The following is an 18,715-nucleotide window of genomic DNA, read 5'->3' on the forward strand; positions in this document are numbered from 1 at the left end:
GGCGGCGCCGGCGCCAGCCCGGTCATCCCGCCGCTGCACTTCCGCGAGGCCAACCAGCTGGGCAACGCGCTGCGCGAGGCCGCGCTCAGCGTGCAGCGGGCCCGCTCCGGCATGCGCGAAAGCGAACAGCAACTGGCGCTGGCGGCCAACGCGGCCCACCTCGGCATCTGGACGCGCGACCTGCCCGGCGACGCCATCTGGGCCTCGGACCAGTGGCGCGCGCTGTTCGGCTTCGACGCCGACCAGCCGCTGACGCTGGACGCGCTGCTGGCCAGGGTGCATCCGGACGACCGCGCCGCCGTGCAGCGCACGCTGCACGACACGCTGCACGGCGCGCCGCGCTACGACATGGAATACCGGCTGCTGCCGGCCGGCGGCGAACCGCGCTGGATCGGCTCGCAGGGCAGCGTCGAGTTCGACGAGCAGGGCCGGCCGCTGCGCGTGCGCGGCGTCTCGCTCGACATCACGGCGCGCAAGCAGGCCGAGCTCGAGCTGCTGCAAAAGCAGAAGGAGGTCACCCACCTGGCGCGGGTGGCCATGCTGGGCGAGCTGTCGGGCGCGCTGGCGCACGAGCTGAACCAGCCGCTCACGGCCATCCTCAGCAACGCCCAGGCGGCCCGGCGCTTCCTGGCCCAGCCGGAGCCCGACCTGGCCGAGGTGGCCGAGATCCTGATCGACATCGTGGCCGAGGACAAGCGCGCCGGCGACATCATCCAGCGCCTGCGCCGCCTGTTCGGCAAGCAGGAGATGCCGCGCCAGCGGCTCGACGCGCGCGAGCTGGCCGACGGCGTGATCCGCCTGGTGCGCAACGACGTGATCCAGCGCGGCCTGTCGGTGCGCGCCGAGCCGGGCGACGAGCCGCTGGCCATCCTGGCCGATCCGGTGCAGCTGCAGCAGGTGCTGATCAACCTGCTGATGAACGCCTGCGACGCCCAGGCCGCGCCGCCGGCCTCGGACGGCGTGATCGTGCTGCGCTGCGCGCGCGACGGCGACGCCGCGCTGTTCAGCGTGATCGACCACGGCGCCGGCATCGCGCCCGATCTGCTGCCGCGCATCTTCGCCCCCTTCACCACCACCAAGGCGCGCGGCATGGGGCTGGGGTTGTCGATCTGCCGCGGCATCGCCGCCGCCCACCAGGGCACGCTGTGGGCGCACAACAACCCGGACGGCGGCGCCAGCTTCCACCTGCGCCTGCCGCTGGCGGACGCGCCATGAGCGGCCTGGTCCACCTGGTCGACGACCAGCCGGCCGTGTTGAAGGCGCTGGCGCGGCTGCTGGGCGCGGCCGGCTACACGGTGCGCGCCTACGCCGGCGCCCAGGACTTCCTCGACGCGCTGGCCGACGCCGCCGACGGCTGCCTGGTGCTGGATTTGTCCATGCCCGGCATGGACGGGCTGGCGCTGCAGCAGGCGCTGGCCGCGCGCGCACCGCACCTGCCCATCATCTTCCTGACCGGCCACGGCGACATCGACAGCGGCGTGCGGGCGATGAAGCTGGGCGCGGCCGACTTCCTGACCAAGCCGGTCGACGACGCGCGCCTGATCGCCGCCATCGAGGCCGCGCTGGCACAGCAGCGCCGGCAGCGCGACGCCGACGCCGAACTGGCCGCCATCCGCCAGCGTCTGGCCACGCTGACCCCGCGCGAGACCGAGGTGCTGGAGCTGCTGGTGGAAGGCCTGCTGAACAAGCAGGTGGCGGCCGCGCTGGGCACGGTGGAGAAGACCGTCAAGGTGCACCGCGCGCGCGTGATGGCGAAGATGCAAGTGCGCTCGCCGACCGCGCTGGTGCGGCTGGTCGACCGCGCGCGCCGCGGCTAGCCGCCCGCTGTTGGCCCAAGGTCCAATAGCCGCGCGGCGGCCGGCGGGCTATCGTGGCTGCATGGATACCTCTCTTCCCTGGGTGGCGGTGGTCGACGACGACGAGGCGGTGCGGCGCGCGCTGCTGCGCCTGCTGCGCTCGGTCGGCATCGCGGCACGGGCCTACGCCGGCGGCGCCGAGTTCCTGGCCGCGCTGGACGATGGCCATCCCTGCTGCGTGGTGCTGGACATGCACATGCCGGGCCTGTCCGGGCTGGAGGTGCAGGCGCGGCTGGCCACGCTGGCGCCCGCGGTCGGCGTGATCATCATCACCGGCCACCAGACCGCCGCCGAGCAGGCGCAGGCGCAACTGCGCCGGCCGCTGGCCTACCTGAACAAACCCGTCGACGACCAGGCCATCCTGGACGCCATCGGCATGGCCTGCGCCAAGCCGTCATCCGCCACCGGAGGACCGCCACCATGATCCCGTCTCCCCCAACGCCGGCGCAACCGCCGGCCGGCGCCAGCCACGACAGCCTGACCGGGCTGCCGAACCGCCAGCTGTTCACCCACACGCTGGCGCGCCAGTTGCCGGCCGCCTGGCCGCGCGCCAGCGCCCTGCTGCTGATCGACCTGGACGGCTTCCGCGCCATCAACGACCTGCACGGCCACGTCGCCGGCGACGCCGTGCTGCGCCAGTTCGCCCGGCGCCTGGGCCTGCTGGCGCCGGCGCGCGCGGCGATCGGCCGGCTCGGCAACGACGAGTTCGCGCTGCTGCTGCCGGCGCTGGCGCAGCTGCGCCAGGCCGGCGAGGTCGCCGAGCTGATCCGCACAGCGCTGCACCAGCCCTTCGACCTGCCCGGCGGCCCGGCCACGCTGACGGCCTGCATCGGCATCGCCGCCTGCCCGGCCGACACCGACGACGCCGCCACGCTGCTGCGCTACGCCGGCCTGGCGCTGCAGCAGGCCAGGCGGGCCGGCCGCGACCGCTGCTGCCATTTCACCGACGCCATGCAATGCGACGCCCGCGACCACCACCAGCTGGAGCACGCGCTGCGCCACGCCTGCGCCCAGGGCGAGTTCGAGCTGTACTACCAGCCCAAGGTCCGCATCGACAGCGGCCGCATCACCGGCGCCGAGGCGCTGCTGCGCTGGAACCGGCCCGGCCACGGCCAGGTGGCGCCGTCCGAGTTCCTGCCGCTGCTCGAGCGCAGCGGCCTGATCGTGCCGGTCGGCGCCTGGGTCATCGACCAGGCCTGCCGCCGGATCGCCGCCTGGGCCGCGCTGGGCGAGCGTCCGCTGGGGATCGCCGTCAACGTCGCCAGCCGCCAGTTCGCCGACACCCGGCTGGAGGACATCGTGGCCCAGGCCCTCGCCCGCCACGGCATCGCCCCCGGCCTGCTGTCGCTGGAGGTGACCGAGAGCGCCATGATGGACGACCCCGGCCGCACCGCCGCCACCCTGGCCGCGTTGCGCGCGATGGGCGTACGCATCGCCATCGACGACTTCGGCACCGGCTACTCCAGCCTGGCCTACCTCAAGCGCTTCCCGGTCGACGCGCTGAAGATCGACATCTCCTTCATCCGCGACGTCACCAGCAATCCCGACGATGCCGCCGTGGTCGACACCATCATCGCCATGGCGCACAGCCTGAAGCTGGAGGTGGTGGCCGAGGGCGTGGAGACGGAAGCCCAGCTGGCCTACCTGGGGCGCCAGCGCTGCGACCAGATCCAGGGCTACCACTACAGCCGGCCGCTGCCGGCCGCGCAGCTGGAAGGCCTGCTGCGCGACGACCTGCGCCTCGGCGTGCCGGAGGGCGTCGGCACCGTTGCCGAGCGCACGCTGCTGATCATCGACGACGAGCCCAACGTGCTGAGCGCGCTGCAGCGCCTGCTGCGCGCGGACGGCTACCGGGTGCTGGCCGCCAACGGCGCGGCCCAGGCCCTGGCGCTGCTGGCGCGGCATCCGGTGCAGCTGATCCTGTGCGACCAGCACATGGCGGAAATGCGCGGCACCGAGCTGCTCGACCAGGTCCGGCAGATGTACCCGGACACCTTCCGCATCATCCTGACCGGCCACAACGACCTGGGCGCCATCATGGAGGCTGTCCACCGCGGCGCCCTGTACCGCTTCTACACCAAGCCGTGGGACAACCGCACGCTGCGCGAGAATATCGGCGCCGCCTTCCGCCACTACTGGCAACTGCACGGCCTGGCCGAGCCGGCGCCGATGCTGGCGGCGGGCGGCTGACCAGCCCCCCCGCGCGGCGCGGCTGCGCTTATAATCGCAGGGTCACTCCACGGTCACGCCAGGAAGAGAGCCCATGCAAGCAAAGCCCATCGCCCCCCCGCCGGCCGCCGGCAGCCACACCCACCTGTCCGCGCGCGTGCTCGGGCTGGCCAACCTGGGCCTGATGGTGCTCGACGCCGACGGCCGCATCGTCATGTGGAACCAGTGGCTGGCCAGCCACTCCGGCCTGTCCGCCCAGCGCGTGCAGGGCAGCGACCTGTTCGACCTGTTCCCCGAGCTGCGCGGCCAGCGCCTGGAGCAGGCGGTGCAGAGCGCCATGCAGAGCAAGCTGCCGCAGCAGCTGTCGCCGGCGCTGAACCGCTCGCCCTTCCCGCTGTACCCGGCCGGCACCTGGGGCGGCGAGCGCGTCGAGCAGGCGGTGTCGGTGACGCCCTTCACCGAGGGCAAGGAGCGTTTCTGCCTGATCGAGGTCAGCGACATCAGCACCACCGTCGGCCGCGAGCGCCAGCTGCGCGGCCAGGCCGAGGCGCTGCGCGCGCAATCGTACGTGGACGGCCTGACCGGCATCGCCAACCGCCGCCACTTCGACGTCGCGCTGGACCGCGAACTGCGCCGCGCCCAGCGCAACAACAGCCAGCTGTCGCTGCTGCTGATGGACATCGATTCCTTCAAGGCCTACAACGACCACTTCGGCCACCAGCAGGGCGACGCCTGCCTGACGCTGGTGGCCGAAGCGTTCGCCGCCATGCTGCAGCGCCCGGCCGACCTGGCCGCCCGCTACGGCGGCGAGGAGTTCGCCGCCGTGCTGCCGGACACCGGCCCCGAGCAGGCGGCCCAGCACGCCGAGGCGATCCGCGCCCGCATCGCCGCGCTGGAGATCACCCACGCGCCGGCCGCCACCCGCCCGCATGTGACGATGAGCATCGGCGTGGCCAGCTACGACAAGCACGGCCTGTGCGACGCCGCCACCATGCTGGCCGCCGCCGACTCCTGCCTGTACGCCGCCAAGCACGCCGGCCGCGACTGCGTGATCGTCCACAAGCCCGCCGAGCAGGCGGCTTGATGCTGAATGCCCTGTCGTCCAACTGGTCCGCGCTGCTGAGCAGCGCCTTCGGCAAGAGTTCCTACAGCCTAGGCGGGAAGCTCTGTTGCCGGCCGCAGCGGCACGCCCTGCGCCGACGCGGCGGCCTGCTCGGCGGCCTGCGCGCGCAGGAAGGCGGGACGCTGGCGCAGCCGCTGCCAGTAGGCGGCGACGGCCGGCGTGAACGATGTGTGCAGCCCCAACTGCTCGGCCAGCAGCAGCGCGTAGCCGACCGAGACGTCGGCCGCCGTGAAGCGGCCCGCGCACAGGAATTCGTTGCGCTCCAGGCGCGGCGTCAGCGTTTTCAGGCGCGATAAAAACCAGCGCGAATAATCCTCCACCACCTGCGGCTGCAGCCGCTCCGGCGATTCGAAGCGGCTGTAGCGCAGCACCAGCGTTTGCGGGAAGGTCAGCGTGGCTTCGCCGAAGTGCAGGTGGTTCAGCCACGCGCCGTAGTCCGCCTCGTCCAGCGCGACGTTCAGCCGCGCCGCCGGATGGCGCTCGGCCAAATACTGGCAGATCGCCGCCGATTCCGTCATCCGCAGGTCGCCGTCGAAGAAGGCCGGCACGGTGCCGCAGGGATTGATGTCGAGGTAGGACTTGTCGTGCACGCGCGGCGGGAAGGCCATCATGCGCAGTTCGTACGGCAACTCCAATTCCTCCAGCATCCACAAGGGACGGAAGGAACGCGCGGCGATGCTGTGGTAGAGGATCATGGCTTACTCCGCAATGCGCTTCAGCCAGGCCACGTAGGCCGGGTTGGCGTCGGCTGGCTGGTCCTGGATGATTTTCCCGAGTTCGTCCGTCATGCCGAACAGCGCCCACACGAACGGCGCCACGCGGGAGGCCACGCTGTCCGCCTGCCCGGCGTCGCGCAGCAGTTCCAGGCTGCGCTCCTTGTATTCCGGCAGCACGTCCGACTGGTAGCCGCGCGCCTTGCCGAGGGTGGACAGGTACATCAGCTTGGGAACGTCGGCCGCGGACCAGTGCAACGCCATGGTGAGCGGCCAGTCGAGCATCGAGCGTTCGCCCCACATCGCGGATTTGGGCATGTGCCCGCTGGCCAGCAAGTGCAGCATGAAGGACTGGCCCAGCTCGGTCAAATACGCTCCCATGACTTGGAACGTGGGGCGCTGGTAGAAGGCGTCCAGCGGCTGCCCGCGCTTGTGGCCGATGTGCGCCAGCAGGCGCTCTTCCAGCGACAGCACCAGGGCGCTCAATTCGTCTTCCGTCGCGCTGCCGCGTTCGCTCACCTGCTTGGTCCGCGTGCCGCAGTCCCACAGGTGCAGGGCGAGGCTCCAGCGGGCGGACTGGCCTTCGCCTGTGCAGCCGACTTCGCCGGTGACGATATATTTCATCCTCGCCGGCATGATGTCGAAGAGCGCCTGGGCATCGGTTTCGGTGCCCGACAGGACCGGACCGTTGCCTTCCACGATCAGGATGTTGCAGCTGGCTGCGTAGTCGCTCCAGTAATGCGCGGCTTCCGCGAGGTAGAGGGGAATCGCGCGGGACTCGCGTCCCAGATCGTCTTCGCGCTGGGATTCGGCGCGCCCGGTTCCGTCGGTGATTTTCGTGAGCGCGAAGAAGCCGATCTCCGGGGCGCTGTCGGGCTTGCCTGCGAACAGCCAGTCCGCATCGCGCAGGCCGTATTGCCAGATCGGCCGGGTCAACGACATGTGGACGACTTCCATATCCGCTTCGTCCAGCGGCGTGGCGTGCGCGGATTCCGCGCGCATCCGCTCAAACACTTCGGCGAACTGATCCAGGTATTGCTTGATGGGCGGATGGCCTAGCGCGTACATGCGGTTGAGCAGCGCCTCGCCCGCCTCCACCTTGCCGAGTGCCTGGCAGGCGCGCAGCAGGTTGAGGCCGGCCATCGGATCGTGGTGGTGCTCGTCGAAGGCCGGGCCCACCAGTTCCAGCATCAGCGGGATTTGTCCGCTGCTGCCCATGTCGCTGGACATCATCGTCAGCGCGCCGCGATCGTATCGGCCGCCTTGCAGCACGTCCTCGTACAGCGCGCGTGCCGCCGCGAATTCCTCTTTCTCCAGATGATGGCGCGCCAGCCACAATTGCGGGCACCAGCTGCCAGGCAAGGCGGCGGCGGTTTGCAGCGCCTTCAAATAAGCGGGCTCGCCATCGCGCTCGCGCTGGATCGACGCCCACCACATCAAGCCGTTTTCCTGGTTCGGATCGGCCTGGACCGCGCGCCACAGCGTTTCATCCGCCTGCGCCTCGTCGCCCCGCTCGGCCTGCACCTTGGCCAGATTGGTCAGCAGCGTGCCGGTCTCGCCGACCTTCTCCATGCCGGCGCGCAGCGTGGCTTCGGCCGCGTCGAACTGGCCGTTCCTCAACAGCACGATACCCAGCATGGTGTGGCCGCGTTCGGGCATGGTCTCGATTTCCAGCAAGCGCTGCGCAGCCCGCTGCAGATCGGCCGGGAAGCCGTCGTCGAGGCCCGAGAATATCAAGCGGTAGAGTTCGTCCGGGTCGTTCCAGTTCTGCTTCAGGCTCGGCACGAACATCTTGTCGTGCCACTCGTTGCGCGTGATGTTCAGTTCGTGTCCGTAGACGTCATAAACGGTGATCAGCTCCTTTCCGCCCGGGCGGGCTTCCGTCACTGGAGGGGCGTCGGAAGCTTCGGCTTTTTTACCGGACAGGGCGGACAGGAGGCGTTTGAACATGGAGGGGCGTTTCGCGAGTGGGATCTTGGCCGTATTATAGGAAAGTCAACAACTCGAAGTCTATCGAATTCTCGCAACCGTGCGGCGACCGGCGTGGCGGTGGCCGCTTTCGCGCCCGCTTGGTATTGAAGCGCGTAACATAACGCACTACACTCATTCATGATAAAGACGTTTCACAGGGCGCCATTCATGGCACGCATGTTTAATCCGCCGCATCCGGGGCTGACCTTGCGCGATGACGTTTTGCCCGCACTGGGATTGACCGTTACCGAAGCGGCGCAGCAACTGGACGTCAACCGCGTCACGCTGTCCCGCGTCCTCAACGGCCGCGCTGCCATTTCGCCTGAAATGGCTTTACGTATCGAGGCATGGCTCGGCATTGAGCGCGGTGGCGAGGCGCGCCTGTGGCTGGCGGAGCAAAGTGCCTACGATGTCTGGCAAGCCGAGCAACGCTTCCTGGAATGCCCCATGCAGGTTCAGCCCGCCCCCTTGGCGGCCTGAACCTCGAGTTGCTTATTTCGATGCAGAAGCTTGCGACTTCGAATAGCGCCTTTAGATAAGGTCTGATTCCGAAGAATTAAAAATCTGTGTACTTACCTGTGTACTAAAAGATCAGGTCGACTAGCGCTGCCGACGCATCTTGGCCGCCATCTCATCCCTCAGACGAAGCTCAGCGAAATACGCCTCAAGGTTTTTGATCGCGCGACGGCCTTGGGCTGGACTCCCCTCAATTACTAAAACTGGAACAAGGGGAGTTCCAACTCCGTTCAACACGAACGGGATATCCATTTTCTGTAGTTGCGTCGCTTGGTCGCGCTTTCGGCACCGCCCAGTAAGAATGGTCAAATCCTCATCGCTGAGATAGCGCGGATCGCGTTCGAATTTCAACGGAGGACAGCCGGTATCCATGGAAGCTTTTCCGGTTTAGGTTCAGGTAGATCGCGCCGCCCCTCAATCGCCGAGCGCGGTACGACTGGTGCATCGAGTGCATTCACCCAGAATGGCAACCCCATCGTGCGCAGGGCCTCGATCTGCTTGCTCTTCGACTTGCGCCCCGTTAGGGTGGCAATCTCATCCTTCGTCAAAAACATATCGCTCATTTCTCACCTTTATGAGCCGTCAGCCTTTGGGCTTTGTTGGCGCACGGCGCGCGCGCGGCGTAGCTGGCATGGTTTTCAGGACCGCTGTTTCCTGCCTGAGGTGCTGAGCCAGCAACTTCGCGAGTTCGGCGATGTCGATGGTGACAGGCGCCAGCGCAGCACTTGCACCCTCGCCCAGCGAATCTGCTTCCTGCTCCAGCGTGCGGGCCAGTCGAGCTGCAATCTCCGACTGAAGCGAGCGCCCGGATTTCTTCGCGGCGGCGTCGAGCTTCTGTCGCAAGTCAGGGGCGAGTCGCAATGGGAAAGGGGTGATCTGGCTGGTGGTCATGTGGCGATTCTGCACGCCGAGTCAAAAAGAATCAAAGAGTCATCTTGACTCATGAGTCCATATGACTCTATTCTCTACCCATGAATTTTAAGGAGAGAGCGATGGGCAAGCAGGCGCCGCCATTCCCGTTGAGGATGCCGTCGGAAATCCGCGAATGGCTGGAGAAAGCCGCGAAAGAAAACGGCCGTTCTCTGAACAATGAAATCGTCCAGCGCCTGAAGGAGCTGGCCATCGCCGAGAAGGTGAATTTGAAGAAGTAGAAATAAGAAATGCCCACACAGGGCATTTTGAAGCGCAGCTCGATTGCTGCGACATTGAGGGGCCGGCCCGGCAAGGCCAACCCCTCTAGTCAACTACCGCACCCGGCGGAAACCGGGGGATGTTGTGGCAGGAGCGTGTACAAGACGTTCCGGCCGCGTGGATCAACTCACCCTTTTGAAAGCAGATATGAACCACAAAATCGATGTTAACACCAGCACCAGCACTTCACAAGCGAAAAATGCCACTCTGGCATTGTTGCAAGCTGAAAAACCGCTCGTCGTCCCAGCGATCTCGCCCGTCCTGGCCGAGCTCCACCACGCCGACCACATCATCAAGGTCATGCTCAACGCCCTAACCATCCAGCAGAAAGCCAAGGTCGCCGAGCAGCTGGAGGCGGCGGGCGTGGCCGGCGACGGTATGACACGCCACCAGGAGCGCGCGGCTGCCATTGCGGTAGCTACCGCCGCGCCCACCAGCATCGACGCCACCGCTCCGCGCATGCTCGACATCGAGGCGCGCGCGTGCGACGCTGCAGCACAGGCTGCGGACATCGCGCACCTGCTGCAAGCGACGTTTGAGAAGTTGGACGACTTAAACGCCGCCGACGGTTCGCTGGGTGCCGTGGTCGCCGCGGCGAACTGCTTCACCACCTGCGCCGCGCGCAACGTCGAGCTCATCCGGGAAGCCACCGCCGATATCATCGCATTGGCTCAGGAAGGCGGTGCAGCATGAACTCGCCCATCGTTATCCCGGATGAACCGACCATCCGCGTGGTGTGCGCCGGCATCGCCGAGTATCAAGGCACGCGCACCATGCTGGAGGCCGAAGGCATCATTCCAGCGAACACCAAGTGGCCAGAGGGCTACGATGACCTGTGGTGGGATGATGGAAAGTATCGCTACTGGATGGTGCGCCAGCGTCCCGATGGCGCGAAAGGCCCGCGCAAGCTGTTTGTCTCCATCGATTGGTGGTGTCTGCGCCAGCAACTTATTGATGGAAATCACGTCACTTTCGAACTCGAGCGCAAAAAACGGGAGCTGGCCGAGTACGCCTATCGCAACAGCGCCAAGGGTCAATACGAGTGGCAAAGGAGCTTTGACTCCTACGCGGAGGCTTGCGCAGACGAGAAATTTCAGGCATTCAAGGCGCTCATCCCTGGGCTCATCAAGCCCAAGCGCGCCCGTCGCCCCAAGAACGTCAACCAGACGCAAGGAGCGGCAGCATGAGCGCGCCCACCAAAATAAAGGCCGGCGCCGCGTCGAGCCGCTCGAGCCGCGCCACCAAGGCCCAGCCAACTAAGGCCGCACCGCTGACCGCAGGCCAGAAGACCATTGCGACCCTGTACGGCATGATGGATGACCGCCGTCAGGGCGAGATGCTGCGCTATGCGGCCGGCATCGCCGAGGCATTCCCGCGACGGCACCGGCGCCGGGCATCGTGAAGGGAGGTGCGAAATGAAACGCGTGCCGCCACCAGTCACCCCACTCAGCGATGCAGAGCAGCGCCTGATACGTGCCTACCGTGCGATGAACGATGAGGGTCAGCAAGCCGCCGTGCCTATCGTCGAGGCTTGGGCGGTGAGCCTCCCGCGCTGCGACAGGCCGGCGTTGCGTCTGGTGCCGGCAACCGCGCCGCCGGCGATGGCGCAGTAATCACCGACTCTCATGTCAGCCCGGCCGCGCGCCGGGCTTTTTGCTTTGTGGACCGTGTGTGCGATTAAAGGCGCGGCAGGTCCAGCAGCGAGCGCGTATTACCATCCGAAGGGTCTGCCTCGATGCCCTCGACTCCATTCGCGCCAACCGTCGTGCGTACATACGGCCCCTGGCCGCCCTCCGAGGCGAAGGACGAGCCGACCTTGCTAATCAAGACGGCATCCACCACGTCGATGACCGGCACAATCTCCGGCGCGCCGACCCAGGCATTGCGTGACGTGTCCGCGCGCTGCCACTGGACCCGGTCAATCTCCCCGGCTTCGTTCAGCCCGATTTTTTGAATCAACCACATGGCGTCGCTCCCAAAGTTGAAGATGTCCAGAATACATCATTTGGAATGCCGGCTTGCCTGTTAGAAAACGATCGATTTCCAACACCAATGTTTGCCCATCTATGCCAATGTTAGCAAACTAGGGCTTGCTATTTCTAACAGGTAGATATATTCTAACAGTGTTTTCTAACAGTCTTAACCGGGAGATCAGCATGGCAACCTTCGCATACGGGCGCGTCAGCACCACCGAACAGAGCGCCGACAATCAGAAGCTGGAAATCGAAGCCGCTGGCCATGTTGTCGATTACTGGTTCGCCGATACGATCAGCGGCAAGACCAGCGCCACGCAGCGACCACAGTTCGCCGCGCTGCTCGGACAGATCCGGAACGGAGAGACGCTGGTCGTCGCCAAGCTGGACCGTCTGGGCCGCGATGCGCAGGACGTCGGCGCCACCGTCAAGCTGCTGGCCAGCCGCAAGATCAGCGTCATCGTGCTGCAGCTGGGCAAGCTGGACCTGACCTCGCCGGCCGGCAAAATGATGCTGACCATGCTGGCCGCCGTCGCTGAAATGGAGCGCGACCTGCTGGTGGAGCGCACGCACGCCGGCCTGGCCCGCGCCAAGAGCGAAGGCAAGACGCTGGGCCGGCCATCGAAGACCACGGCCGAGCAGCGCGCCGCCATCATCGCCAAGTACGCCGCCGGCGAGAGCGTCAGTGCCTTGGCGCGGCTCTACAGCGTCTCCCGCGCAAACATCCTCGGCGTGGTCAAGCCAGCGTAGCGGCGTGGGTCGGCGCGTAGAAAGATGATGTAGACTTGGGCCGACTACTTGGGCAAGCCACGCGCCGGCGCAAGGCTAGTTCAGCTGCCCGGAAACGCCGCCCAGGGGACAAAATATGCGCAGTAGCGACAGCTATGTGATTGAACAACTGATGGAACGCATCGAACTTCTCGCCAAGGAAATCGCTGCGAGAACACCTGTTCGAGCTCCACCTCCACCTCCATCCCCAATTCCAGTACCAACTCCAACTCTAGCTCCAGCTCCAGCTCCAGCCTACCCTATGAAGTGGGTGAAGCTCGATCGCTACGTCGAGCTCTCGGGCGATACAGTTGATGCGGTGCAGTCACGCAGGAAGGCTGGGAAGTGGCTCGACGGCATTCAATGCAAAGTCGTAGACAAACGCCTGTGGATAAACCTCATAGAGGCACAGCGCTGGGTGGAGGAGTGGGATGCAAGCGCACCGATGCTCTCCGCCGGAGCGTCGCGCCTCAAGGCTAAAAAGTAATCTGAGCAGGGAATGCCCTTCCAAAGCCTCTCCCAAGTGACCTGCACGCCCATGTACACCGGCGGTGGACTTCGAACACCACCCGCCAGCGCCGTGGATACCAGCATGGATACCGCTTTCCACTGGCAACTTGCTTGGCAACCTGCGTTTGGCAACTACCGGAAATCCGGTATTTAATCGGCGGCGCCATCAATACCTTGAGATATCAAGGCATCTCCCGCCGCCCGCTCGTGCTGACCACGATTCACCGAGAACCCCGACTCAGGGGTGTCGTTCCGCCAAACGAGGCCAGGTAGGCAGGCGGCCTCGCTCCGGGCTACGCTGTTTGCGAGTATCTTCAAGCTACTCACAAATTTGCGACTAACTTAAAGTTATCCGCAACTGCACCATACCCAATGTAAGCCGCTGATTTGCACGTGACTAAAGGTCACGCGCAAACTACACGATTTCCTGTAGTTCTCCAGCGCCAGCTGCAAGGGTATAACGAAACGTTACCCCCTTGATTGCGGGCCGCGCGGCCCACACGCGTGGGCGACGCGTCAGTACCGGCACGGGATTTCCCATAGTGACCAGGGCGATACAGGATTTCCTGCTTCGGTCCCGTCTGCCGAAAAGTGGGCAGACGGTGGTACCTGCACCATCAGCACAGAATTGCGCCGATGGTCTGCCCACCCGGCCACGCCCCAAATTTTCGGGCCGTGTGCGGGCGCCGGCGCGCGACCAGCGATAAATTCCGTCGGTCGCAGAGGTCTCTTTTTCTAATTACCAGATTTTCTGGTAATGACGGCGCCCGCGTCCAAACACGGGATTTTCCCGTATTTGCGGCGGGTCGATTTCCACATACCCTCCAAGCTGGTATGTACCTGGTGCGGCGTCGGTGAACCTCATTCGTTTAAATGCGATGTCGCGGCCGGTGGGCGCACCCTTCAACTTCAGGGCCGCGCCGCCGATGGCTGATGTCCTGCATTGCAGGAGGTGGCCGTCGCTATCGGTATTTCCGTTTTCGTCGGCGTTTGCGGGCTAAGCAGGATTTCCGGCTTTGCTTTCTGATAACTACGGGAAATCCCGGAGTTTGGCGCCGACCTGAAAACTTGGGCGCGCGGCAGCGGCGCGGCGGCCGACGATGGCAAAGTGGAAAAATCCCACTTTGGGACACGGCCTCAATTTGAGGAAGACTCCCGCCGGTGGCGGAAGTATCCCGTCCGTCACTGGCGGATGGGCGCACGTTCAGACATCAGGGGTTATTCCGACGATGGCGCACCGGATTGCTCCAGGCACCTCCCCCTCAAATTTGATTATGGCCTTGTTGGTAAGGTCATCTCGCGACCGAACTACCCACTCCACGCTCGCGGTCGTGATATCGAACGGACCAGGATTGCTCCCCTCAATGGGGACCGGCCCATCTTCATAGCAATAGATCTCAAGATTCTGGTCAAGCTTGCTGAGCTGGGCAATCAGGTCTTTGACTTTCACACGTCCTCCGGGATGAGTTGAGCAGATGCCAAGCAGCACCGTAAGCCAATACTAGCACCCCGCTCAACCCTTAGACTCAAGTCCGCGCCTGCGAACTAAACTGCGCACCTATTCGCTTCGAAATCGTTCAGCAATCAGCCGGCTTTCGGCTCAAATATCAGGCCATTTCCCCTATGACGAGGCGCTTTCTTCGGTCGCCTCAAAGCCGCGTCGAAACTGCGCACTATCCGCGAACCATCTGCGAACTTATTTCGACCGAATCTACGTCCGCCGGCTGGCTGCGTACATGCCACCGACCTCGCGCGCGGCTTGACCAATCAGCTGCGCGGCCAGGGCTAAGTTTCCCATCTGCTCTGCCGTGCCAGCCATCCGATCAAGCGCACGAAGACGACCGGCTCGACTGGCAAGGCCGATGTCGTCCAGTTCGACCAGCAGCTTCGCCCGTGTTTCGTAGAACAGCACGCGCAACGCAGGGTTCAGCTTGGCGCCGGCCCGGCGCTCGGGGTGGTGGGCCTCTACGCATTGGCGACTGACCGTCACACCGAATTGCTCTTTGACGGAGTCGGCCACCTGGCTGGGCGTCGCAAAGCACGCGAGCTCAGTCAGGATATGCATTCTCACAGCTGTAGGCAGGCCGGCCATCGCTCAACTCCGTCAAGCCAGGTAAAGGTTAGGCACCGGAATCATGTTGTCGCCCGCACCAACGCCCGCTTGTTGGCGTCCAACTTGTCGGCAACCTTGTCCAGCTTCTCCAGAACCGCCGTGCCCACCGCGCCGCGCTGCGTCTTGTCGGCGCCAAGGCTGGCATCCACCTTGTCGATCAGCTCTCGCAACAGCGCATTGGTTTCCTGCATCGACGTCGACGAGCCACCCATCATCTCCCGCGACTGCCCGGCGGTGTACACGCGGCCAGGCTGGGTGAAGTTGACCAGCTCCGGCCCCTTCTCGCCGACCAGCGACCAACCCGAGGCGACGCCGCCGTTCTCGTGCGCGGCGCCAGCACCGGCCATCTGCTGCTGGAACAACTTCCAGATTCCAGGCATAGCTGCTGCAGATGCATCCTGATCCGACGCCTCTCGGCTATTGCGCGCTAGCACGGCGGCGAAGTCGGCGGCATAGCCGGCACCGCCACCGAACCACGCCTTGGATGCATCGAGGAAGGCTTTTTCAGCGGCGGCCAACTTGCTCGCGTCGGCAGTTTCAAACTGGCGCTTGGCCTCAGCGTATTTATCCCCTGGAGACAGGGCCGAGGAATCGCCAATCAGCAGCGAGTCATTCAGATCACGGAAGGCCTTGGCCGCATCGCGCGCCGCATTCATACTGCTGACCAGCGCATCACCAAAGGTGCGCGTCGCCACAGCGGCGCTGTCCTGCGCCTTCTTGATCGCGTCGTTCGAAGCCTTGACGGCGGCCAACTGATCGTAGAGCGCCACGGTACTTGCGGCCATGCCTTGCGTTTCCATAGCGCGCACTTCGGCCGCCGACATCGTCGCCTTGCGTGCGTCGTCGATCTGCTTCTGATAGTCGGCGTTGACGCTGGCCAGCGCGTCCGCAGCATTCTTCGCCGCTTCGGCCGCCAGCGTTTGGTCGTACAGCGCCAAGTTGTGGCCGTCGATTGCAGCGCGCGCCTTGTCAGCCAGTTGCGCCTCGGTCAGGGTCGCCTGGTCGTAGCGCGTCTGCAGGTCCTTGCGCTCATCTGCGATTTCCTGCTCCGACTTGGTCAGGTCGACCGTAGCGGCATGGGTCTTCGCGAAGGCGTCGGCCAGGGCGAGTAGCGCGGTGTACTGCTGGGCGCCGGCGTCTGTCGCCAACTTCCCGGAGTTGGCCAGGCCCAGCACGTAGTCCTTGAACTGGTCGCGCGTGGTCAGGCTCTGCAGGCCCATGGCCGCCAGCTGGTCGGTGACATACTTTTGCACCGGCGCCAACTGCTCAGCCTTCGACAGGAAGTTCTGCGAGAACGAGTTAGTTTGGCTGTTCATCTTGTCGATTCCGCCGGCCAGCTCGATCAGATGTTCGCGCGCAGCGATGCTGGCCATTCCCACCGGCCCGAACGTCGTGCCGGTCGCCGCCAGGATGGAATCGAGCTTCGCGTAGTCGCCGGCGATTCGCATCACCGTCTCAGCGTAGCCCTCGCCCACCTTGCGGAACTGGTCGAACTGCGGGAAGGCGGCGGCCGCGATCTCGTCCATCGATTTCGAGATGACCGAGTTCAGCGCCTCGGTCAGCGCGGTGCCGGTCAAGCCCTTGAGCGAGACCTTGGTGCTCTCCAGTGTCAGGCCGTCCAGCACCTTGGTCACATCGGCGGCAGTACCGCCCAGCGCCACAGAGGCAGCCTACCAGCTCGTCATACTTGCTTTTTGCCGCGGCGACCTCCTCCGGATTTTTGGCTTGCGCTACAGCTGCTTGCACCAGGGCCTGCTGTTTGGCGTACGAAATCGCCTCGGCCGCGATATAGTCGGCGCGCGCGTTCGCCCGGCCGGCGTAGAAATCGGCATCCGAGGTGGCGAACTTGGTGTGATACAGCGCGAGCATATTGTCGCGCGCGTCGTAGATGGATTTCTCTCCCTCAAGAGCGGCGCGCTCCTTCAGCAAGGAATCTTGCAACACCTTCGCGCGGTCATCCTTGCCCTGAGCGTACTGGGCGTGGATGCCGGCAAGGACTTGCGCCTGGGCCTCATCGTTCGGAATTTCCCCGCCGCCGATCATGACCTTCTCGATATTTTCCTTGTACTTCCGAATGGCATCAGTTTCCGCCTGCTGCTTGGTCTGGTAACGCTTTTGCATATCGGCCAGCTCACGCACAGCACGCTGCCCTTCAGCATCGCGCCTGGCGGTCTCGCTGGCAGCTGCGGCCTTCTGCTCGTCTTCGGTCTTTTTCTTGAGCGCCGCAATGATGATGTCGCTCTGCTTTTGGATGAACTGATCCATGTCGACCTGGTTCATGCCGCCATTGCGCGTAGGCCCGGTAGGGTCGAGACCGGTTTGGCGAGCGGAGATAATCGCCTGCTGCGCCTTGGCGATAGTGTCATCTGGCGTTTCCCTCCGGCCAATCCCCTTCGCGGCATCCCAGTAGTCATCCCACTTATGCTTTGCAGCATTCAGCGCTGTTTCCAGCGTGCCCAGGTTCAATTCGTTCTTTTTCAACGCATCGTCGACAGCATGACCATACTCGGTCATGGCCTGTTGCGCCTTTCCCTCCTCCTCCAGCTGGCGGATATGCTGATACTGCGCAGTCGACAAGGCGTGATAGCGTTTTTCATGTTCGTCGACAAATTTCACGACTCCATCGGCCATTTTCGCAAAGTCGCTGGCCACCTCCTCTGCGGACTGGCCGGTCAATTTCGACATGGTAAGAGCGGCGCCCCCTACCGCCAGGAGCGATTCTCCCGTAAATTGGCCGGTGGAGATCAGTGTTTGCAGGACGGTACGGGCGTGCCCGGCACCAGCATCTTCCAGCGCGCCCAGCGCGGCGGCCATGCCGTTCAGTTGCCCCTCGGTCACTCCAGCCGCATTCCCGGTCAGCGCGACGGACTTCGCAAACTCACTTGACTGCGCCGCGCCCTCGGCGAAAGCGTAACCAATGGCCGCGACAGCGCCAACGACGACCGCCCCGGCGACCAGCGTTCCCGCGCCCAAGGCGGAGATCGCCGCATGCATCGCATTTGTACGCTCCCCCAGGACGATCAGGCTACCGGGGAGCCGGGAGAAGTTCCCTGAAATGATCTCGTGACCAAGGACCATCAATTCGCGGGTGGCGCCGGCGGAAGAAAAACTCATCCCATCCATCGCGACTGCGCCATTGCGGAACGCTCCGGCCTGCGCATTGATTGCATCCCTGGACACTTGCGTCTGAGCGACTACCCCAGCCTCGTACGCCTGCAGATCACGCAATTGCGACCTGGTCAGACCGATTGTCGCAGCAAGATTATCGAAACTCTGGATCAGGTCAGACTGGTCGCGCGTCAGCACCATGTTTGCAGCCGCTGCGGCCCTGGCCTGCTCAGCCTGGTAACGCATGATCTTGGTCGTATCGTCCATCTGGCCATTCATCGAACGCGCGCGCTGCGTCACCTGGGCGCTGGCCTGATCGAGCTGATCGAACGATTTTGTGGCCAAATCAATCTTGGGCCGCACATCACTTACCGTCGCATCGACCCGCTTGCCGACTGCCGCAAATTTATCCAGTTCAGAGGTGGCGGCGGCGATCGGCCTGGTATCAATCTCAATGCCGAGGGAGGCAAAATCCGTCAATTACGCCTCCATCTCAGTAGCAGGTTCCTTGCAGGAATCTATGTACTTGCGTACGTCGAGGGGATCAAAGCGTAAGGAACGGCCGATACGGACGCTGGTGAGCGGCAGGCTGTGTACTGTGGCCGGCGCCAAGTCAAGAATGGCACCAACCTCGGCCAAGCGCATCAACGCGCCGGTGGCCATCTTGTGCATGGCCTGGGTGGTTGTTTTAGTCTCGGGCTGCA

At 64.7% G+C, this 18,715-nt stretch carries 23 protein-coding genes; 12 read left to right on the top strand and 11 right to left on the bottom strand.

Annotation, left to right across the window (positions count from 1 at the left end; genetic code table 11):
- The 5 genes from HUX88_RS28905 to HUX88_RS28925 form a co-directional block, all read left to right on the top strand.
- The coding region (locus HUX88_RS28905; protein WP_176363999.1) for a sensor histidine kinase at positions 1–1,215 on the top strand (1,215 nt) is incomplete at its 5' end.
- The gene (locus HUX88_RS28910) at positions 1,212–1,817 is read left to right on the top strand and encodes a response regulator transcription factor (RefSeq protein ID WP_176364000.1); all 606 of its coding nucleotides are present in this window, start codon (positions 1,212–1,214) and stop codon (positions 1,815–1,817) included. The genes HUX88_RS28905 and HUX88_RS28910, both read left to right, overlap by 4 nt.
- 61 nt (positions 1,818–1,878) lie before the next feature.
- Complete coding sequence (locus HUX88_RS28915; RefSeq protein ID WP_176364001.1) at positions 1,879–2,280, top strand: response regulator transcription factor; 402 nt, start codon at positions 1,879–1,881, stop codon at positions 2,278–2,280.
- A complete protein-coding gene (locus HUX88_RS28920) occupies positions 2,277–4,046 on the top strand; it encodes an EAL domain-containing protein (protein WP_176364002.1) in 1,770 nt (589 codons plus the stop codon). Before HUX88_RS28915 ends, HUX88_RS28920 begins: the two co-directional genes overlap by 4 nt.
- 73 nt (positions 4,047–4,119) lie before the next feature.
- On the top strand, positions 4,120–5,109 hold the full coding sequence (locus HUX88_RS28925) for a sensor domain-containing diguanylate cyclase (protein ID WP_176364003.1): 990 nt from the start codon (positions 4,120–4,122) through the stop codon (positions 5,107–5,109).
- 68 nt (positions 5,110–5,177) lie between these two features.
- Here the strand turns inward: HUX88_RS28925 and HUX88_RS28930 are convergent, their stop codons facing one another.
- On the bottom strand, positions 5,178–5,843 hold the full coding sequence (locus HUX88_RS28930; protein WP_176364004.1) for a glutathione S-transferase family protein: 666 nt from the start codon (positions 5,841–5,843) through the stop codon (positions 5,178–5,180).
- Positions 5,844–5,846: 3 nt separating this feature from the next.
- Positions 5,847–7,811, bottom strand: coding sequence for a lipopolysaccharide assembly protein LapB (locus tag HUX88_RS28935; RefSeq protein ID WP_176364005.1), 1,965 nt, complete (start codon positions 7,809–7,811; stop codon positions 5,847–5,849).
- Between the two features lie 189 nt (positions 7,812–8,000).
- Between HUX88_RS28935 and HUX88_RS28940 the strand changes: the two genes are divergently transcribed.
- Positions 8,001–8,312, top strand: coding sequence for a HigA family addiction module antitoxin (locus HUX88_RS28940; RefSeq protein ID WP_117015740.1), 312 nt, complete (start codon positions 8,001–8,003; stop codon positions 8,310–8,312).
- A 120-nt stretch (positions 8,313–8,432) separates the two neighbouring features.
- On the opposite strand, the gene HUX88_RS28945 is transcribed toward HUX88_RS28940, so the two are convergent.
- From HUX88_RS28945 to HUX88_RS28955, 3 genes are read right to left on the bottom strand one after another with little or no spacing between them, the layout of a single operon-like run.
- Positions 8,433–8,699: a DUF4224 domain-containing protein gene (locus tag HUX88_RS28945; protein WP_176364006.1), complete on the bottom strand. Its 267-nt coding sequence runs from the start codon at positions 8,697–8,699 to the stop codon at positions 8,433–8,435.
- Positions 8,696–8,911, bottom strand: coding sequence for a DUF4224 domain-containing protein (locus tag HUX88_RS28950; RefSeq protein WP_176364007.1), 216 nt, complete (start codon positions 8,909–8,911; stop codon positions 8,696–8,698). Before HUX88_RS28950 ends, HUX88_RS28945 begins: the two co-directional genes overlap by 4 nt.
- A 19-nt stretch (positions 8,912–8,930) precedes the next feature.
- Positions 8,931–9,239 carry an Arc family DNA-binding protein gene (locus HUX88_RS28955; RefSeq protein WP_176364008.1) on the bottom strand — a complete coding sequence of 103 codons (309 nt, stop codon included), beginning with the start codon at positions 9,237–9,239 and terminating at the stop codon, positions 8,931–8,933.
- A 101-nt stretch (positions 9,240–9,340) separates the two neighbouring features.
- On the opposite strand from HUX88_RS28955, the gene HUX88_RS28960 reads away from it, so the two are divergent.
- The 4 genes from HUX88_RS28960 (at position 9,341) to HUX88_RS28975 (ending at position 10,941) form a co-directional block, all read left to right on the top strand.
- Positions 9,341–9,499, top strand: a complete 159-nt coding sequence (locus HUX88_RS28960) for an Arc family DNA-binding protein (protein ID WP_176364009.1) — start codon at positions 9,341–9,343, stop codon at positions 9,497–9,499.
- A gap of 187 nt (positions 9,500–9,686) precedes the next feature.
- On the top strand, positions 9,687–10,232 hold the full coding sequence (locus tag HUX88_RS28965) for a hypothetical protein (protein WP_176364010.1): 546 nt from the start codon (positions 9,687–9,689) through the stop codon (positions 10,230–10,232).
- Positions 10,229–10,726: a hypothetical protein gene (locus HUX88_RS28970; protein ID WP_176364011.1), complete on the top strand. Its 498-nt coding sequence runs from the start codon at positions 10,229–10,231 to the stop codon at positions 10,724–10,726. The genes HUX88_RS28965 and HUX88_RS28970 overlap by 4 nt, the downstream gene beginning before the upstream one ends.
- Complete coding sequence (locus HUX88_RS28975) at positions 10,723–10,941, top strand: hypothetical protein (RefSeq protein WP_176364012.1); 219 nt, start codon at positions 10,723–10,725, stop codon at positions 10,939–10,941. Before HUX88_RS28970 ends, HUX88_RS28975 begins: the two co-directional genes overlap by 4 nt.
- 99 nt (positions 10,942–11,040) lie before the next feature.
- Here the strand turns inward: HUX88_RS28975 and HUX88_RS33060 are convergent, their stop codons facing one another.
- Together HUX88_RS33060 and HUX88_RS28985 are read right to left on the bottom strand one after the other, a co-directional pair.
- Complete coding sequence (locus HUX88_RS33060; protein WP_301549502.1) at positions 11,041–11,166, bottom strand: hypothetical protein; 126 nt, start codon at positions 11,164–11,166, stop codon at positions 11,041–11,043.
- A gap of 50 nt (positions 11,167–11,216) precedes the next feature.
- A complete protein-coding gene (locus HUX88_RS28985; RefSeq protein WP_176364014.1) occupies positions 11,217–11,504 on the bottom strand; it encodes a hypothetical protein in 288 nt (95 codons plus the stop codon).
- 191 nt (positions 11,505–11,695) lie between these two features.
- On the opposite strand from HUX88_RS28985, the gene HUX88_RS28990 reads away from it, so the two are divergent.
- Positions 11,696–12,262 (top strand): recombinase family protein, encoded by a 567-nt coding sequence (locus HUX88_RS28990; RefSeq protein WP_176364015.1) that lies wholly within the window; start codon positions 11,696–11,698, stop codon positions 12,260–12,262.
- Positions 12,263–12,377: 115 nt separating this feature from the next.
- Entirely contained in the window at positions 12,378–12,767 is a 390-nt protein-coding gene (locus HUX88_RS31955; RefSeq protein ID WP_217916493.1) for a hypothetical protein, read from the top strand.
- A 1,227-nt stretch (positions 12,768–13,994) separates the two neighbouring features.
- Here HUX88_RS31955 and HUX88_RS29000 read toward each other — a convergent pair.
- The 4 genes from HUX88_RS29000 to HUX88_RS31960 all read right to left on the bottom strand — a co-directional run bounded on the left by HUX88_RS29000 (position 13,995) and on the right by HUX88_RS31960 (position 18,683).
- The gene (locus HUX88_RS29000; RefSeq protein ID WP_176364016.1) at positions 13,995–14,240 is read right to left on the bottom strand and encodes a hypothetical protein; all 246 of its coding nucleotides are present in this window, start codon (positions 14,238–14,240) and stop codon (positions 13,995–13,997) included.
- Positions 14,241–14,501: 261 nt separating this feature from the next.
- On the bottom strand, positions 14,502–14,882 hold the full coding sequence (locus HUX88_RS29005; RefSeq protein ID WP_301549503.1) for a DUF2280 domain-containing protein: 381 nt from the start codon (positions 14,880–14,882) through the stop codon (positions 14,502–14,504).
- Positions 14,883–16,358: 1,476 nt separating this feature from the next.
- A complete protein-coding gene (locus tag HUX88_RS29010; RefSeq protein WP_176364018.1) occupies positions 16,359–18,491 on the bottom strand; it encodes a phage tail length tape measure family protein in 2,133 nt (710 codons plus the stop codon).
- Positions 18,492–18,683 carry a helix-turn-helix domain-containing protein gene (locus HUX88_RS31960; protein ID WP_217916494.1) on the bottom strand — a complete coding sequence of 64 codons (192 nt, stop codon included), beginning with the start codon at positions 18,681–18,683 and terminating at the stop codon, positions 18,492–18,494. It lies immediately after the preceding gene.
- Positions 18,684–18,715 lie beyond the last annotated feature (32 nt).

Origin of the sequence: Duganella sp. BJB1802 (assembly GCF_013369445.1) — a bacterium.
Classification (GTDB): domain Bacteria; phylum Pseudomonadota; class Gammaproteobacteria; order Burkholderiales; family Burkholderiaceae_D; genus Rugamonas; species Rugamonas vulcania_A.

Coding starts and splice junctions, on each gene's coding strand:
- HUX88_RS28910 (WP_176364000.1), top strand. CDS start 1,212: ATGAGCGGCCTGGTCCACCTGGTCGACGACCAGCCGGCCGTGTTGAAG.
- HUX88_RS28915 (WP_176364001.1), top strand. CDS start 1,879: ATGGATACCTCTCTTCCCTGGGTGGCGGTGGTCGACGACGACGAGGCG.
- HUX88_RS28920 (WP_176364002.1), top strand. CDS start 2,277: ATGATCCCGTCTCCCCCAACGCCGGCGCAACCGCCGGCCGGCGCCAGC.
- HUX88_RS28925 (WP_176364003.1), top strand. CDS start 4,120: ATGCAAGCAAAGCCCATCGCCCCCCCGCCGGCCGCCGGCAGCCACACC.
- HUX88_RS28930 (WP_176364004.1), bottom strand. CDS start 5,843: ATGATCCTCTACCACAGCATCGCCGCGCGTTCCTTCCGTCCCTTGTGG.
- HUX88_RS28935 (WP_176364005.1), bottom strand. CDS start 7,811: ATGTTCAAACGCCTCCTGTCCGCCCTGTCCGGTAAAAAAGCCGAAGCT.
- HUX88_RS28940 (WP_117015740.1), top strand. CDS start 8,001: ATGGCACGCATGTTTAATCCGCCGCATCCGGGGCTGACCTTGCGCGAT.
- HUX88_RS28950 (WP_176364007.1), bottom strand. CDS start 8,911: ATGAGCGATATGTTTTTGACGAAGGATGAGATTGCCACCCTAACGGGG.
- HUX88_RS28955 (WP_176364008.1), bottom strand. CDS start 9,239: ATGACCACCAGCCAGATCACCCCTTTCCCATTGCGACTCGCCCCTGAC.
- HUX88_RS28960 (WP_176364009.1), top strand. CDS start 9,341: ATGGGCAAGCAGGCGCCGCCATTCCCGTTGAGGATGCCGTCGGAAATC.
- HUX88_RS28965 (WP_176364010.1), top strand. CDS start 9,687: ATGAACCACAAAATCGATGTTAACACCAGCACCAGCACTTCACAAGCG.
- HUX88_RS28970 (WP_176364011.1), top strand. CDS start 10,229: ATGAACTCGCCCATCGTTATCCCGGATGAACCGACCATCCGCGTGGTG.
- HUX88_RS28975 (WP_176364012.1), top strand. CDS start 10,723: ATGAGCGCGCCCACCAAAATAAAGGCCGGCGCCGCGTCGAGCCGCTCG.
- HUX88_RS33060 (WP_301549502.1), bottom strand. CDS start 11,166: ATGAGAGTCGGTGATTACTGCGCCATCGCCGGCGGCGCGGTTGCCGGC.
- HUX88_RS28985 (WP_176364014.1), bottom strand. CDS start 11,504: ATGTGGTTGATTCAAAAAATCGGGCTGAACGAAGCCGGGGAGATTGAC.
- HUX88_RS28990 (WP_176364015.1), top strand. CDS start 11,696: ATGGCAACCTTCGCATACGGGCGCGTCAGCACCACCGAACAGAGCGCC.
- HUX88_RS31955 (WP_217916493.1), top strand. CDS start 12,378: ATGCGCAGTAGCGACAGCTATGTGATTGAACAACTGATGGAACGCATC.
- HUX88_RS29005 (WP_301549503.1), bottom strand. CDS start 14,882: ATGGCCGGCCTGCCTACAGCTGTGAGAATGCATATCCTGACTGAGCTC.
- HUX88_RS31960 (WP_217916494.1), bottom strand. CDS start 18,683: ATGCACAAGATGGCCACCGGCGCGTTGATGCGCTTGGCCGAGGTTGGT.